The sequence below is a fragment of the Streptomyces sp. NPDC096323 genome (genome assembly GCF_040302845.1).
In the GTDB taxonomy this organism is placed as follows: Bacteria; Actinomycetota; Actinomycetes; order Streptomycetales; family Streptomycetaceae; genus Streptomyces.
Map to the genome: position 1 here is coordinate 545,021 of NZ_JBEOSI010000001.1, position 15,058 is coordinate 560,078.

At 71.3% G+C, this 15,058-nt stretch carries 14 protein-coding genes and 1 tRNA gene; 4 read left to right on the top strand and 11 right to left on the bottom strand.

The genetic code is table 11. The features are described 5' to 3' along the window. Positions 1-20: 20 nt before the first annotated feature. Genes ABTX18_RS02430 through ABTX18_RS02440 form a run of 3 tightly spaced genes read right to left on the bottom strand, consistent with a single transcriptional unit; the run spans position 21 to position 3,242 of the window. Positions 21-911, bottom strand: a complete 891-nt coding sequence (locus tag ABTX18_RS02430; protein WP_352120857.1) for a carbohydrate ABC transporter permease — start codon at positions 909-911, stop codon at positions 21-23. Positions 912-913: 2 nt separating this feature from the next. Continuing rightward, a complete protein-coding gene (locus ABTX18_RS02435; protein ID WP_352120858.1) occupies positions 914-1,846 on the bottom strand; it encodes a carbohydrate ABC transporter permease in 933 nt (310 codons plus the stop codon). A gap of 22 nt (positions 1,847-1,868) precedes the next feature. Then, positions 1,869-3,242, bottom strand: coding sequence for an extracellular solute-binding protein (locus tag ABTX18_RS02440; RefSeq protein WP_352120859.1), 1,374 nt, complete (start codon positions 3,240-3,242; stop codon positions 1,869-1,871). A gap of 268 nt (positions 3,243-3,510) precedes the next feature. On the opposite strand from ABTX18_RS02440, the gene ABTX18_RS02445 reads away from it, so the two are divergent. Continuing rightward, on the top strand, positions 3,511-4,566 hold the full coding sequence (locus ABTX18_RS02445) for a LacI family DNA-binding transcriptional regulator (protein ID WP_352120860.1): 1,056 nt from the start codon (positions 3,511-3,513) through the stop codon (positions 4,564-4,566). A 332-nt stretch (positions 4,567-4,898) separates the two neighbouring features. On the opposite strand, the gene ABTX18_RS02450 is transcribed toward ABTX18_RS02445, so the two are convergent. Continuing rightward, positions 4,899-4,972 (bottom strand) — tRNA-Pro (locus ABTX18_RS02450). 126 nt (positions 4,973-5,098) lie between these two features. On the opposite strand from ABTX18_RS02450, the gene ABTX18_RS02455 reads away from it, so the two are divergent. Further along, on the top strand, positions 5,099-5,803 hold the full coding sequence (locus tag ABTX18_RS02455; RefSeq protein WP_352120861.1) for a thiamine pyrophosphate-binding protein: 705 nt from the start codon (positions 5,099-5,101) through the stop codon (positions 5,801-5,803). A 52-nt stretch (positions 5,804-5,855) separates the two neighbouring features. After that, positions 5,856-6,758 (top strand): transketolase family protein, encoded by a 903-nt coding sequence (locus tag ABTX18_RS02460; RefSeq protein ID WP_352120862.1) that lies wholly within the window; start codon positions 5,856-5,858, stop codon positions 6,756-6,758. Between the two features lie 133 nt (positions 6,759-6,891). Here ABTX18_RS02460 and ABTX18_RS02465 read toward each other — a convergent pair whose 3' ends face one another. From ABTX18_RS02465 to ABTX18_RS02495, 7 genes are all read right to left on the bottom strand, one after another. Continuing rightward, positions 6,892-7,482, bottom strand: a complete 591-nt coding sequence (locus ABTX18_RS02465) for a GAF domain-containing protein (RefSeq protein WP_352120863.1) — start codon at positions 7,480-7,482, stop codon at positions 6,892-6,894. Next, positions 7,479-8,048: a GTP-binding protein gene (locus tag ABTX18_RS02470; RefSeq protein ID WP_352121150.1), complete on the bottom strand. Its 570-nt coding sequence runs from the start codon at positions 8,046-8,048 to the stop codon at positions 7,479-7,481. The genes ABTX18_RS02465 and ABTX18_RS02470 overlap by 4 nt, the downstream gene beginning before the upstream one ends. Positions 8,049-8,277: 229 nt before the next feature. After that, positions 8,278-8,649: a DUF742 domain-containing protein gene (locus tag ABTX18_RS02475; RefSeq protein WP_352120864.1), complete on the bottom strand. Its 372-nt coding sequence runs from the start codon at positions 8,647-8,649 to the stop codon at positions 8,278-8,280. A gap of 2 nt (positions 8,650-8,651) precedes the next feature. After that, positions 8,652-9,086, bottom strand: coding sequence for a roadblock/LC7 domain-containing protein (locus ABTX18_RS02480; protein WP_352120865.1), 435 nt, complete (start codon positions 9,084-9,086; stop codon positions 8,652-8,654). A gap of 7 nt (positions 9,087-9,093) precedes the next feature. Then, a complete protein-coding gene (locus ABTX18_RS02485; RefSeq protein ID WP_352120866.1) occupies positions 9,094-11,187 on the bottom strand; it encodes a sensor histidine kinase in 2,094 nt (697 codons plus the stop codon). 453 nt (positions 11,188-11,640) lie between these two features. Then, complete coding sequence (locus ABTX18_RS02490) at positions 11,641-12,906, bottom strand: MBL fold metallo-hydrolase (RefSeq protein ID WP_352120867.1); 1,266 nt, start codon at positions 12,904-12,906, stop codon at positions 11,641-11,643. Between the two features lie 99 nt (positions 12,907-13,005). Next, positions 13,006-13,446 carry a PPOX class F420-dependent oxidoreductase gene (locus ABTX18_RS02495; protein ID WP_352120868.1) on the bottom strand — a complete coding sequence of 147 codons (441 nt, stop codon included), beginning with the start codon at positions 13,444-13,446 and terminating at the stop codon, positions 13,006-13,008. A gap of 345 nt (positions 13,447-13,791) precedes the next feature. Here ABTX18_RS02495 and ABTX18_RS02500 point away from each other — a divergent pair, with 345 nt between their 5' ends. Further along, entirely contained in the window at positions 13,792-15,000 is a 1,209-nt protein-coding gene (locus tag ABTX18_RS02500; protein WP_352120869.1) for a glutamate dehydrogenase, read from the top strand. Positions 15,001-15,058 lie beyond the last annotated feature (58 nt).

The following is a 15,058-nucleotide window of genomic DNA, read 5'->3' on the forward strand; positions in this document are numbered from 1 at the left end:
GAAGGACGGAATCGCCCGGGTCAGCTGCCGCCGAGGCCTGTCGTGGCCACGGAGTTGACGATGCGCCGCTGGAAGAGCAGGAACATCACGATCAGCGGGAGGGCGGCCAGGAGGGCGGATGCCATGGCCTGGGCGTACTGGATGCCGTAGGCGTCCTTGACGGTGGCGAGGCCCACCGGAAGCGTCATGAGATCCGGGTCGTTGGTGACGATGAAGGGCCACATGAAGTTGTTCCACGCCCCGATGAAGACGAAGATCGCGACGGCGGAGACGATCGGACGGGACAGGGGGAGCACGATCGACCAGAAGACCCGCAGTTCGGAGGCACCGTCGATGCGGGCGGCGTCCTCCAGTTCGCGGGGGATGCCGTCGAAGAAACGCTTGAGGATGAAGACCATCATGGGTGCCACGACCTGCGGCAGGATGACGGCCGCGTAGGTGTCGACGAGATGGAACATCGTCATCTGCTTGAAGAGCGGAACGATGAGCAGCTGCGGCGGGACCATGATCGCGGCGACGGTGACGGCGAGGAGGGTGCGCCTCCCGCGGAAGGTGCCGCGGGAGAGCCCGTACGCGGCGAGCGTCGAGACGGCCACGGTGAGAGCGGTGACCAGAGCGGCTATCAGAACGCTGTTGAACGCCCAGGTCGGAACGTTGCCACGCTCCAGGATCTGCCGGTAGGCGGAGAGCGTGAAGGCTCCCTTGAACGGGGACAGACCCGACTTCATCACGTCCTGCTCGCTCTGCACCGAGGTGGCGACCGCCCAGAGGAAGGGCAGCAGCCAGACGACGGCGAGGACGGTCAGCGCGGTCGAGGCGAGGACACGGGGCAGCCGTCCGTGGCCGAGCAGCAGAGGCGACCCGGACTCTTCGCGGTGCCGCCGGCGGACGGGGGCGGAGATGGCGGACACGGTCAGCGCTCCTGACGGAAGAGACGGAGTTGTATGAGGGAGACGACGATGACGATCGCGAAGAAGACGTAACTGACCGCCGATGCGTAGCCCAGCCGGTATCCGGTGAAGCCGACGTCGTAGACGTATTCCAGGATCGGGCGGGTGGAGCCGTTGGGCCCGCCCTTGGTGAGGATGTAGATCTGGTCGAACACCTTGAGCGAGGCGAGGACTTGGAGCATGCCCACCAGGACGGTGGTGTGGCGGAGCTGAGGCAGGGTGACGGACCACAGCCGCCGCCAGGCGCCGGCGCCGTCGAGCGCGGCGGCCTCGTCGTAGGTGACGGGCAGGGACTGGAGGGCGGCGAGGTAGAGCAGGAAGTTGAAGCCGACCGTCCACCAGACCGTGAGGGCGGCGACGGACCACATCGCCACCGACTCGTCGGACAGCCAGCCGACGGGTTCCAGTCCCAGAGACGTCAGCACCTGGTTGCCGAGGCCGATGTCCGGCTGGTAGAGCCACGTCCAGATGAGGGTGACCACCGTGACAGGCAGCAGGTACGGTGCGAAGTAGGCCAGCCGCCACACCCATTGGCCCGCGAGCCCGCTGTGCACGAGCAGAGCCATGGCCAGGGCCACCAGGACGAGCGGTACGCAGGAGATCACCGTGAACAGGACGGTGTTGCCGAGGCTGCTCCAGACGTCCGGGTCCCCGAACGCCTCGGCGTAGTTCGCCAAGCCGACGAATTCCGGGTCGTGCAGGGTGAGGGAGGCGTCGGTGAGGCTCATCCAGAGGCCCTGGACCACGGGCCAGACCAGGAAGAGACCGAAGAACACCAGGAACGGCAGGACGAACAGCCCTCCGCTTCCCGTGAGGGAGAGGCGGCGCCTGGGCGCCGGCGGGGTGGTGGCGAGTCGCGGAGGCGCCGGGGCTCCGGCGGGCGCGGTGGTGGTCACGATGCGGCTCCTTCGGCTGTCGTCAGGCGACCGGGTTGGGCTGGTGCAGCAGGTTGTCCGCTTCCCGGACCATCTGCCGTACCGCGTGCTCGGCGGTGGAGTTGCCGAGCAGCGCCGACTGGAGCGGCTGGCACATGCGGTTCTGGAAGTTGCCGCCGGCTCCGGCGAACCAGTTCGGCGGGTCGAGTACGGCGATCTCGGCCGCGGCCGCGTAGGCGGACTGAGGGTCGAGCTTCGCGTACTCGGGGCGGGCCTGGACCGGCAGGTAGGCCGGGATGTGCCCTGCGCTCGCCCAGGTCAGGCTCTGCTTGACGATCTCGGCGATGTACCGGTGCGCCTCGCGGCGCCGGGCAGGGTCGGGGGCGTCCTGGTGCGGCAGGACGAAGCTGTGCGAGTCGGCGTAGACGGCCGGCCGGTCGAAGACCTGCGGGAAGGGGGCCGCGCCAAGGTGTTTGATACCCGACTTCCGGAACGTCGGCAGCTCCCACTCCCCCGCCATGATCATGCCGCTGCGGCCGTCCATGAACGCGGCCATCGCGCCGTTGTAGTCGAGGTTGTTGGGGTTCGTGCGGCCGTCGAAGAGCTGCTTCATGAAGGTCACGACCTTCACCGCGGCCTCGATGTCGATCTTCGGCGGGCCGCCGTCGGGCAGGGTGAAGGAGGCGCCGGTCTGGGCATAGAGCGCCGCGAACTGGCGCCAGCTCTGAGCGGTGTCGGTGACGTGCCCGAAGGCGATGCCGGACTTGCCCGTGACCTCGGCGAGCTTCTTCCCGGCGTCCAGGAACGCTTCGGGTGAGCCCATCGGTGCCAGGTCGCCGGACGCGTCGAGCAGCCCCGCCTTCCCGGCCGCGTCCTTGTCGTAGAAGACGATGAAGGGGTGTACGTCCAGCGGGATCGCATAGACCGTGCCGTCGTGCTGGGCGCGCTTCCACACCGCGGGGGCGAAGTCCTTGTCCGATACGCCGAATTCGGCAAGGAGGCCCAGGTCGAGGGGGTCGAGCAGGCCGCCGGGGGCGTATCCGGCCAGACGGGACAGGTGCAGCACGGCCACGTCCGATGCCCGGCCGCCGGCCGCCGACATGGCGAGTTTGGTGTAGTACGACGGGCCCCAGTCCAGGATCGTCCGGTCCACGTCGAAACCGTCGGCCCCCCGCGAGACGGCCGTGATCATCTCGTCCATCAGCATGCCGTCGCCGCCCTGGAAAAGGTCCCAGACCTTCAGCGCGGAGGCCTCACCGGCACGGGCGGGCGACGCGCAGCCGGCCAGCGGGCCCGCGGCCAGCAGCGCCGCCGCCCCGGCTGTCCCGTAGCGCAGCAGCCGACGGCGGCCCATGTCCGGCGACGGAGCGGGGCTCCCGGCGCCAAGCAGCCCTCGGGCAGGGGGTGCAGGGTTCATCACTGACCTTTCGATGGCCGGACGACGTGCCCGGCCGACGGCAGGGGCCATCGGCACGGCAGCCGTCGGCCGCCCGTGCACATCAGGTGATCCGCGCCGGATCTCCCGGTGCGGTGACCTGTTTTTACATCGATGTACATTGGCTGTAAAGAGCTGAGCCATTACCTGTGCGGGTGACACCCCCGCGTTCCCTGCCACGGAGCCGTCCCGGGCTCGCCACAGGGCACCGCATAGACTCGGCGGGTACCGAGGGGCGGGGAGGTTGCGGGTGGCACGGCCGAGGATCAAGGACGTCGCACGGCACGCGGGTGTGTCGGAGAAAACGGTGTCCAACGTGCTCAACGACTACATCCACGTGTCCGACCGGACCCGGCGGGTGGTGCAGGAGGCCATCGACCACCTCGGCTACCGCATCAACCTCGCCGGACGGCACCTGCGCAGTGGGCGGACGGGCATCATCGCCCTGGTGGTGCCCGAACTCGACGTCCCGTACTTCGCCGAATTGGCCCAGCACGTCGTCCGCGAGGCCGAAAGTCGCTCCCTGACCGTACTGATCCACCAGTCCGGCGGGGACCGCGAGCGGGAGAAGGCGGCACTGGCGGGCTTCGGTTCCGACTTCGTGGACGGTGTCATCCTCAGCCCGCTCGCCCTCGCGCCGGAGGATCTGCACGCGCACGCCGGGCCCCCGCCGACCGTCCTGCTGGGCGAACTGCTGACGGCAGGCGCCGACCATGTGGCGATCGACAACGAACGCGCGGCCCGCGAGGCCACCGAGCACCTGCTCGCTCTGGGACGCCGGCACATCCTCACCGTCGGCGGGCGGGACGACGGCTGCGTCGGCACCGCTCAGGCACGCACCCGCGGTTACCGCACCGCGCTGGCCGAAGCGGGCGTCCCATACGACCCGGCGTCCCTGCTGCCGGTGGACGCGTTCCACATGAGTGACGGGGCGTCCGCCGTGCACCGGGTCCTGACCGAGGGGGTCCGTCCGGACGCACTGCTGTGCCTCAACGACCAGCTGGCACTCGGGGCGTTGCGCGCGCTGCACGCCTATGGGGCGCGGGTACCGGAAGACGTGGCCGTCATCGGGTTCGACGACGTCGAGGGCGGCCGGTTCAGCGTGCCGTCGCTGAGCACGGTCGCCCCGGACAAGGAGGCGGTGGCCCGGGTGGCGGTGCACCTGCTCCTGCGTCGCATCGACGAGGCCACGCGTCCTGATCCGCTGCCTGACGACGCGGGCGGCACGCAGGACCGCGTCGTGGCGCACCGGCTCGTCCTGCGCGAGAGCACGGAGGGGGCGGCGGGGCGCGCCGGAGCCTGGTGAGCGGCCGCGCACCGCACTCGGAGAGCTGATCCGGGGCTGCACGTCTGCCCGGCATCCCCGGATCATCCGCACGTCGAGCTGATCCAGTGAGCCGTCCCCCGGTCGGCGGCTGCCTCCTGCTGACCCGACGGTCGGCCGCTCGGGCCGCATCCGGTACTCGGCCGACTCCGCCGACGGTCCGAGGAAGCCGGCGCCCCCGGTCACGGTCCATGACCTGCCATACCTCACAGTCCAGGTGGGCGATCGCCTTGCGACCCCAGCACACCCCGAACGCACGAAAGGCCGCCCTCTCATGGATGAGAGAACGGCCTCCGACCTGCGTTTCCGCACAGTCGGGACGACAGGATTTGAACCTGCGACCCCTTGACCCCCAGTCAAGTGCGCTACCAAGCTGCGCCACGTCCCGATACCCGCCTGACCTGGGGTTTCCCCTGGCCGAACGCGCATGAGAACAATACCGCACTTCGGCAGGTGGTCACGAACACCTTTCGCCCCTTGACCTCAACCGCGCTTGACGTTGAACGCTGAGCGCATGACGAACACGACGACCACCGCACCGGCACCCGCCTACCGCGAGTTGCCCCGGCTGATGAGCCTGATGACCGGCGACGAGAAGCACGGACCAGCCGCCACCTCGACCCTCGACGCACTGTGGGTGCTGTACGACCGGGTACTGCGGGTGACACCGGAGACCGCCGACGCTCCGGACCGGGACCGTTTCCTGCTGTCGAAGGGGCACGGACCGATGGCCTACTACGCCGTCCTCGCCGCTCACGGTTTCCTCGACGAGGACCTGCTGGCGGGCTTCGGCTCGTACGGATCGCCGCTCGGCCACCATCCCGACCGGCTGCTGGTGCCCGGCGCCGAGATCGGCAGCGGGTCGCTGGGTCACGGGCTTCCGCTGGCCGTGGGAAGCGTGCTGGGGCTGCGGGCCCAGGGGCTGACCGCGCCGCGGGTGTGGGTGCTGACCGGCGACGCCGAGCTGGACGAGGGCAGCAATCACGAGGCGATCGCCTACGCCGGTCCGGCCGGCCTGGAGCAGCTGCACGCCGTGGTGATCGACAACGCCTCGGCGACGTACGGACGCCCCGGCGGGATCGCCGAGCGGTTCACGACCGCGGGCTGGTCGGTCGAGTCCGTGGACGGCCGGGACCACGAAGCGCTGTACGCGGCCTTCACGGCGCCGCACCCCGGACAGCCGCGGGCCGTGGTCGCCCGGGTCGCCCCCAAGCGCTGACCGCTCGCGCCGTCCGCTCATCCACGTACGAAGGAAGAAGAGGAAGACCCCCATGGACACGATGCGTGACCGCTTCATCGCCACCACCACGCGGCTGCTCGACGAGGATCCGCGCCTGGCGCTCGTGCTGGCCGAGATCAGCCGGGACGGATTCGGCCGTGCCGAGCGGGACCATCCCGACCGGGTCGTCAATGTCGGTATCCGCGAGCAGCTGCTCATCGGGGCCGGGGCCGGGATGGCGCTCACGGGCATGCGGCCGGTCGTGCACACCTTCGCGAGCTTTCTGGTGGAGCGGCCGTTCGAGCAGGTGAAGCTGGACTTCGGACACCAGGGGGTCGGCGGCGTGCTGGTGAGCGCCGGGGCCTCGTACGACTGGCCGGCCGGAGGGTTCACCCATATGGCGCCCGGCGATGTCGCCCTCATGGACACCCTGGACGGCTGGACCGTGCACGTGCCGGGGCACCCCGACGAGGCCGAGACGCTTCTGCGGGAGGCGGTGGCAGGGGAAGGGCGGGTGTACGTGCGCCTGTCGCTCCAGTCCAATAACCGCGGGCGCCCGGTCGGCGGGACGGGCGGCTTCGCCACTGTGCGTGAGGGCACGGAGGGTGTGGTGATCGCCGTCGGGCCGATGCTCGACAACGTCCTGGCCGCGACGGAAGGACTCGACGTGACCGTGTTGTACGCGACCACCGTGCGGCCGTTCGACGCCGACGGGCTGCGCCGGGCGGTCGGCGACCGGACCACCGCCGATGCCGTGCTCGTCGAGCCGTACCTGGCGGGGACCTCGACGAGCGCCGCCAACGACGCGCTCGCCGCCGTCCCCCACCGGATCCTGGGTCTCGGCGTGGCCCGGGAGGAACTGCGGCGGTACGGGCAGATGGACGAGCACCTCGCGGCGCACGGTCTGGACCCGCGCGGTCTGAGGGAGCGGATCGGCGGGTTTCTGAAGGTGTGAGACGCACGGCCGAACTCCGAGCGCGGGCCCGGCGGTCGGGGGTCGGCGGCCGCCGGACGACGATCGGGGTTCGGAGTTCGGCGGTCGGGGGTCAGCGTTCGGGGGTCGGGGGTCAGCGTTCGGCGGCCGCCGGTCATAGTCCGAAGATGTTGTCCTCCCGTTGGTGGATGTGCCCGACGAGCTCCTGCGCCAGGGACTTGATCGTTTCCAGCCCCGCCCGTCCCCACGGGCGGGGCACGACGTCGACGGCGCAGACGGCGCCCAGGGCGATGCCCGTGCGGTCGATGAGCGGCGCCCCGAGGTAGGAGCGGATGCCTATGTCGTCGACGACCGGGTTTCCGGCGAAGCGCGGGTAGTCGCACACGTCCTCCAGGACGAGCGCCTTGCGCCGGACGACGACGTGCGGGCAGTAGCCGTGGTCGAGGGCCACGTATCGCCCTCGGCGTCCGCTCCCGGCCGCCGCCGCTCCCAGGTCCGAGCCCTTCCAGGTGCCCGCCGGGGTGTGCAGCCCCGCGTGGAACTGGCGGTTCCCGTCGATGAAGTTGACCATCGAGAAGGGCACCTCGGTCACTTCGGCCACCCTGTCGGCGAAGGCGTCGAAGTTGTCGAACGAGGCATCGGCCCGCTCCCCCAGGCCGAGGCTGCGCAGCCGCTGGGTCCGGACCTGGGCGTCGCTGTCGACGGGTGTCAGCAGCAGCCGCCCGAGGGCGTGCGGGGTCGTCACGGATGGGCTCCGTAGCTTCCGTGGCCGGCCATTGGCGCGGGTTCGGCGGTGGCGTTGATGAGGTGCTGGAGCAGCGTCACCAGGGCACCGGTGCCCGAACTCGCGATGCGTGCGTCGCAGAGGACGACCGGGACCGCCGGGGCGAGGTCGAGGGCTGCCCGCACCTCCTCGGGGCCGTACCGGAAGGCGCCGTCGAACTCGTTGACGGCCACGATGAATCCGATCCCGCGCCGTTCGAAGAAGTCGACGGCCGGGAAGCACTCCTCCAGTCTCCGGGTGTCGGCGATCACGACCGCTCCGAGCGCGCCCTGGGAGAGCTCGTCCCACATGAACCAGAAGCGCTCCTGCCCGGGCGTGCCGAACAGATAGAGCACGTGCTGCTCGTCCAGCGTGATGCGGCCGAAGTCCATCGCCACGGTGGTGGAGGTCTTGGACTCGATGCCTTCGAGACTGTCCGTCGCCGCACTGACCTGGGTCAGCAACTCCTCCGTGCTCAGGGGCGCGATCTCGCTGACCGCGCCGACGAAGGTCGTCTTTCCGACACCGAATCCGCCGGCCACGAGCACCTTGAGCGCGACGGGGAAGCCCTCGGGGCTGCCGGTGGCCTCCTCGAATCCGGACGTGCCGGCGAATCCGGACGTGCCGGCGCGGTCGTCGTGCCCGCCGTCGTCCGAAGGGTCCCCGTACCCTCCGTTGTCCGCATGGTCCGCGTACCCGCCGCTTCCCGGGGCGGCCGCGTAGCCGACGTGTCCTGGGCTTGCGGTACCCGCGTACGGGGCGGAGCCGTCGAAGCCGTCAGAGCTGTCGTCGTAAGCCATCGAGCACTGCCTCCAGCAGGGATCGGTCGGTGGGCATGTCTTGGAAGGCGGGCGGGTGCGCGGTGACCGCGCCGCAGTCGACCAGGTCCGAGAGGAGGACCTTGGTGACGACCGCGGGCAGCCGCAGATGCGCGGCGATCTCCGCCACCGAGGTGGGGCCTCCGCACAGCCCGAGCGCCACGGAGTGCTCCGGGCCGAGATGTGTCTGCGGGACGGTCCCGGTGGCCATCACCAGGGAGAGCAGGTCGAGCACGGTCGTGGGACGGGTACGGCCGTTGCTCACGGTGTAGGGGCGGATGAGGCGGCCTGCCGCATCGTCGAGCAGCGGCCCGTCCTGCGTGGCCGGCATGGTCACAGCCCCGCGGCGCCCGGCGCTCCGGCCGCTTGTCTCGTCGGTGTCATCAGATAGGGCCGGACGCTCTTGACCAGCATCGTCATCTCGTAGCCCAGAACGGCGGCGTCGGCGTTCCGCCCGGCGAGGACGGCCAGACAGGTGCCGGAGCCGGCGGTGGCCACGAACAGGAGCGTCGAGTCGAGCTCCACCACCACCTGGCGGACCTCGCCGTTGTCCCCGAATCTGGCCCCGGCGCTCCGGCCGAGAGAGTACAGCCCTGCGGCCAGCGCGGCCATGTGGTCGGCGCTGTCGGCATCCATGCCGTGCAGGGATTTCACCAGCCCGTCGGCGGAGAGCAGGACCGCACTGCGCGTGTACGGAACGCGCTGTACCAGCCCGCTCAGCAGCCAGTCGAGGTCCGAGACCTGACCGGACGGCATATCGGTTGCCATGGCGCATCTACTCCTTGGTGGTGTTCAGGTTGGTGGTGTTCGCGTGGGCGGTGTTCGGGTGGGTGGTGTTCGGGTGGGTGGTGTTCGGGTGGGTGGTGTTCGCGTTCGCTTCGAGTGGGTCCTGATCGCTGTGGTACGAGCCGGCCCGCAGGAGTTTCACCGGGGCGGCGCCGCGGACCGGGAGCGGCTCCAGTGGTACCCGTTCCCGCGCCGGGGCCTCCCGGCCGGTCCGCGCGTCCCCGCGGCCGCCGGTGTCCGGTCCGGCGTGCAGTCCGTTGTCCGTTCCAGCGTCCGGGGATGTCCCGGACCCGGGGCCGGTGGCGTCCGGTGCGGGCTCCGCCTCGGACTCCGCACGCGCCTCGGCGAGGTCGATGCCGCGCCGGAAGGCCGCCACCAGACCTGGGTCGTGCAGGGTGTGCTCCTCCTCGGCGCGCGGTGCGGGCGCCTCTCTGAGCTGCGGGACCAGGTGTTCCTGGTTGGCCCGCCTGGGGAGCTGGGGCCTGCCCATCGTGCCGCGCACGGCCCCGGTCCCCTGCGGGAGCCCGGGGAAGTCGTCGTCCGTGGACCGGACGCCGGGGACCGCGTCGGCGGGGGTGGGCCGGTCGAGGCGCTCGGCGCGCAGCGGGAGAGGCGGTCCCTCGCCCTGCCGCGGCGTCTGCTGCGGTGCCTGGTTCGGTCCCTGGTTCGGTCCCTGGTGCAGCCGCAGTTGTTGCTGCTGCGGCACGTGGGGGCGTCGCTCCGGCTCGGGGGCGGGGGCCGGACCGGGGGCCGGACCGCGGCGTCCGGCGGTGTCCTCCGGGGGCGGGGGGCGATGCACGGGGCCGAGGGGCGGGGCGGGTGCGCCGGTGGCATCGGCGGACACATCCTCGTCGGCGCCGAGCAGGGACTGCGGCAGGACGAGCACCGCCTGGGTGCCCCCGTAGATGTTGCTCTGGAGACGTACGGCGATGCCGTGCCTGCGAGCCAGCGATGCCACCACGAACAGCCCGATCCGGCCGTCCTGGAGCAGGCGGGCGACGTTGACCTGGTCGGGGTCCGCGAGCAGGGCGTTCATCCGCTTCTGCTCGGTGCCGGGCATGCCGAGGCCCCGGTCCTCCACCTCCAGTGCGAGGCCCGCGGTGACGCGCTGGGCACGGAGCAGCACCTGGGTCTGCGGGGCCGAGAACACCGTGGCGTTCTCGACGAGTTCGGCCAGCAGGTGGATCACGTCGGCCACGGCGTGCCCGCGGAGCGTTCCGTCGATCGGAGGCACGAGTTTGACCCGCGGGTACTGCTCGACCTCGGCGATCGCCGAGCGCAGCACCTCCGTCATGGTGACCGGGTTGCTCCACTGCCGCCGGGAGACGGCGCCGCCGAGGACCGCGAGGTTCTCGGCGTGCCGGCGGATGCGCGTGGCCAGGTGGTCGACGTGGAAGAGTCCCTTGAGGAGATCGGGGTCCTCGACCTGGTGCTCCAGCTCGTCGAGCAGCTGGATCTCGCGGTGCACGAGCGACTGGAGCCGCCGGGCGAGGTTGACGAACACCTCGACCTTCTGGTCCTCGCCGGTGTGGTCGGACAGCCGGGACGCCTGGACGACGGCGGACACGGCTCCCTCCTGCTGGCGTCCGATCTCCTGCGCGAGCAGTTCGAAGGGGTCACTGCCGGGGGCGGCGGGCTGAGGCGCGCGCCGCGCAGGCACGGGTTCGCCGTTGCGGAGTTGTTCCACCACCCGTTGCAGCTCGGCCTGGCCCTGCGCGCTGGCACGGCGCAGGGCCAGACAGCGTCCGAGGACGGTGGTGGCGACCCGGTTGGCGGCCAGGAAGGCGGCCACCATCGCGGCGAGCGCCAGCGCGCCCGCGGCGCCGAGCGCCGTCCAGAGCGCGGTGGACGGCGGGGCGCCGCCGGAGCGGGCGGTGAAGATGACGGCCGCGGCGCCGGCCAGTGCGACGGCGACGGCCGGCAGCACTGCGGTGCGCAGGAGTTGGGGGCGTATACGCGCCTCGGGGGACGGCCGGGCAGCGCGCGGCCTGGCCGCGGCCGAGTGGGAACGGGGACCCGGTCGGCCGTGCCGCCCGCCCTCTCGTCGTTCCGGTCGCGCTTCGGGTGCGCGAAGTTGAGACATCAGCGTCCTCGGTACGTGGGGCCCCAGGAATCGGCATTCATGTGGTGGCACCTACGGTGGTCGGTCATTCTCGGGTCAGCGGCCGGGCAGGCTCGGAGAATATGAGCCCACCGTTGATCACCGGGCACACACGGTAGTCGCCCGGCGTGAGGGTGCGACGGGCAGTTGTGGAACTTGCCCGCCATCCGTCCCGCTCTGGTATGACCTCTCGCACGAGCGACCGATTTCGCCGGGCGGTTGCTGTACGGCGGGGAACCGGCGGGCGTGCGGAAAGCCGCCCTGCCCGGCCCCGGACAGCACTGCGCCGGCCGTCCCGGCGCCTCGGCCGGGACGGCCGTCAGCGCGGAACGGCCGGCGCGGCCGTTTCAGGGTGGGTGCTCGACTCAGGACCGAGTGCCCGTCCCGGGGGTGGGTGCCCGGCCCAGGACCGAGTGCCCGTGGGGTGGGTCCGGCTCAGGTCTGGGGCGCCCGGTCCCGGTCGCGGTCGGGGAGGGCTGCGGCCTTGGCTCCGCCGGGAAGCTGTACGTGAACGGGCGGCCAGTTCCCCCAGCCCGGCGCCGGCTCGGCCGCGACATCGCGCCACCACGGCTCGACGGCCGGAGTGGACGCCGGTTCGAACGGCTGGCCCGGTCGCGGGGCCGCCATGGCCACACCCGCGAACTGCGTGGCGCGCATGGACCATTCGGCGGGTTCGGCCCACGGATGAAGGGCGAGGTTGAACGTACCCCAGTGGATCGGCAGCATGACACCCGCCGACGGGTCGCCGCCCTGAAGGTCGAGATGGGCCTGAACCCCCTCGTCGGGGCTCATGTGGATGTCCGGCCAGGCGCCCGGTTCCGGCTTGCTGTCCGTCCGGTCCTTCGGCCAGAACTGGCTGTACGCGCCGATCTGGATCATGGTGGCGTCGAAGGGGCCGTGTTCGGCACCGATCTCCTTGAACCCGGGGAAATACCCGGTGTCACCGCTGTGGAAGATCCGGTGCTCGGGACCCGCGACGGCCCAGGAGGCCCAGAGGGTGTGCTGCTGGTTGCGCAGACCGCGGCCGCAGAAGTGCCGCGCCGGCGTGGCGGTCAGGCTGATTCCCGCAACGGTCGTGGACTCGTTCCAGTCGAGTTCGTGGATCCGGTCCGCAGGCACACCCCAGCGTTCCAGGTGGGCGCCGACCCCGAGCGGCACCGCGAAGACCGTGGCGGTGTCCGCCAGGGAGCGGATCGTCGGCAGATCGAGGTGGTCGTAGTGGTCATGGGAGATCACCACCACATCGACCGGGCCGAGTGCGCCGAGCGGCAGCGGCGCGGGGTGCACCCGCTTGGGACCGGCGAAGGCGAAGGGCGAGCAGCGCTCGCCCCACACCGGGTCGAAGAGGACGCGCCGGCCGTCGATCTCGGCGAGCACACTGGAATGCCCCATCCAGGTGAGCCGCAGGCCGGACGCGGGGGGCTCGGCGAGGTCGGCGAGAGTCGTGGCGTGCACGGGTACGGTCCCGTCCGGCGTCCTGAGGACCCGCTCCTCCTTGCGGAAGTAGACCTTCGCGAACTCCAGGGCCGATCCCGACGGTCTGATCCTCGCCCCCACCGGGTTCTGAAACGTCCCGTCGGAGAAATGGGGGGAGCGGCGGATGCGCTCCATGCGGGCGCCTTCCGGGTCGGCCCCGAAGGCTGCGGGACGCAGGGCGCGCAGCCTGGTGCGGAGCGGAAGCTTGGGGGCGGCGCCGGTCACAAGATCTCCTGAGGGAGTCGGTATCGTCTCATTATGGACAGGGTGGACGACTGCGCGAGAGCAGAACACCCGACGGGGCGGCACTCCGGAAGGACCCGTTCAGCCACGCCGCTGCCCGTACACGTGCTCGACGTGAAGACGCAGGACGATGCGCCGGTCCCTGACCATGGCCTTGCGGTAGTCGTCCCAGTCGGGGTGTTCGCCCTGGACGTCGCGGTAGAGCGTGATCAGTTCCTCCACGGTGGCGTCGTCGGGGTCGGCGGCCACCGGGGTGAGCTCGGCCGTACCGTCCACGACCGTCCACGCCCAGCGGTCCTGGCTGGTCACGTGGTAGCTCGCCCGGGGGTCACGCGACAGGTTCCGGGTCTTCGCCCGGTCCTCGGTGACCGAGACGCGGACAATGCGCTCATCGGGGTAGTAGAAGTGGCTGACATTGGAGAGCTGCGGCCTGCCGTCCCGCCTGAGCGTGACCAGCACACCGCCGTCCTCCTCGGCGACCAGCCGAAGCAATTCCTGCTGCTCTGCGTCGAATCCCGTCATGCCGGACCCAACGTCCGGCCCGCCCGCAGGATTCCGGATCGGGCCGGACTCGTCCCGCGTACGTCCATTTCCGGCCACGGTGGCCGGGCCGGGTGACACCGTGCCGGTCGCGGCCGACGCCAGTCCCCGGCGCCCTCCGACCACTGACCGGCGACGCGGCCCAGGCCTCATTGACAGGGCGCCCCGCTCTCCCGATACTGACTGGCGATTCAGTAGAGGGCTGTCGACCGGTGTCGGCAACCGCGCGTCCGTTCCCCCGGATGCCTGAAATCCCTGTCATGCCTGGAACCCCGGCACCGCCGCCCCGGGCCCGCCCCGATCGTCCTCGACCGAGGAGTGTCCCCGATGACGACATCTCCGGTGTCCCCGCCCGCCCCGTTGATCTCGCTGACCTGGACGGACCACGTCACGGGCCGGCAGGGGCACCTCGTCATCGACCGGCTGGTGCGCGGCGTGTCCAGCGGCGGACTGCGCATGCGGGCGGGCTGCACCCTGGACGAGGTGGCCGGGCTGGCCCGCGGCATGACCATGAACGAGGCGCTCCACTTCGACGCGGACCGGCCCGGGGCGCGCTACATACCGCTCGGCGGGGCGAAGGGCGGGATCGACTGCGACCCCCGCGACCCGGCGGCGTACGGGATTCTGGTGCGCTATCTGCGTGCGGTCCGCCCTTACGTGGAGAGCGTCTGGACGACCGGCGAGGACCTGGGGCTCACCCAGGACCTCGTCGACCGGGCCGCCACGGAAGCCGGGCTCGTCTCCACCGTCCAGGCGGTCTACCCGCTGCTCGACGACGAGGCCGCGGCGCGCCGGCGGCTGGCCGACGCCTTCGCCCTCGAGGTCGACGGCATCGGCCTGGGCGAGCTGGCCGGCGGCTGCGGAGTCGCGGAGTCCGCACTCGCCGCACTGGACGGGGCGGGGATCGCGTACGGCGACGCGCGCGTCTGTCTCCAGGGATTCGGCACCATGGGCGGGGCGACCGCCCGGTTCCTGTCCCGGGCGGGCCTGCGGGTGGTCGCCGTCGCCGACGTGAAGGGCACCCTCGCGAATCCGGCCGGTCTCGACATCGAGGCGCTCCTCGGTGCACGCGACGCCTTCGGAACGGTGGACCGCGGCGTACTGCGCGACACCGATCAGGAGCTGCCCGCCGACGCCTGGCTGGCCCAGGACGCGGAGATCCTCGTTCCCGCGGCTGTGTCGTACGCCGTCGACCTGACGAACCAGGCCCGGATCACCGCCCGTTGGGTCGTCGAAGCGGCCAATATGCCGGTTCTGCCGGAAGCGGAGGCCCTGCTCACCGCACGCGGGATCACGGTGCTGCCCGATGTGGTCGTCAACTCCGGCACCAACGCCTGGTGGTGGTGGACCCTGTTCGGCGACATCGGCGCCGACCCGGACGAGGCCTTCACGCACATCCGGCGCTCCATGCGCGCCCTCATCGAACTCGTACTGGCCCGCGCCGCGGCGGACGGCTGCACTCCACGCGCGGCGGCGCACGCCGTCGTCGCCGACCGGCTGCCGGTGATGGCCGACCGCTTCGGCTGGTTCCGCTGACCGACGGCCCGGCCCCGCCCCGGACCGGGCATTGGTTAGGGTGACGCCGTGGCAAGAG

What these genes read in the sequence shown, in the direction of transcription:
- ABTX18_RS02440 (WP_352120859.1), bottom strand. Translation starts at nt 3,242, where the DNA reads ATGAACCCTGCACCCCCTGCCCGAGGGCTGCTTGGCGCCGGGAGCCCC.
- ABTX18_RS02455 (WP_352120861.1), top strand. Translation starts at nt 5,099, where the DNA reads ATGACGAACACGACGACCACCGCACCGGCACCCGCCTACCGCGAGTTG.
- ABTX18_RS02460 (WP_352120862.1), top strand. Translation starts at nt 5,856, where the DNA reads ATGGACACGATGCGTGACCGCTTCATCGCCACCACCACGCGGCTGCTC.
- ABTX18_RS02475 (WP_352120864.1), bottom strand. Translation starts at nt 8,649, where the DNA reads ATGCCGGCCACGCAGGACGGGCCGCTGCTCGACGATGCGGCAGGCCGC.
- ABTX18_RS02480 (WP_352120865.1), bottom strand. Translation starts at nt 9,086, where the DNA reads ATGGCAACCGATATGCCGTCCGGTCAGGTCTCGGACCTCGACTGGCTG.
- ABTX18_RS02485 (WP_352120866.1), bottom strand. Translation starts at nt 11,187, where the DNA reads ATGTCTCAACTTCGCGCACCCGAAGCGCGACCGGAACGACGAGAGGGC.
- ABTX18_RS02495 (WP_352120868.1), bottom strand. Translation starts at nt 13,446, where the DNA reads ATGACGGGATTCGACGCAGAGCAGCAGGAATTGCTTCGGCTGGTCGCC.
- ABTX18_RS02500 (WP_352120869.1), top strand. Translation starts at nt 13,792, where the DNA reads ATGACGACATCTCCGGTGTCCCCGCCCGCCCCGTTGATCTCGCTGACC.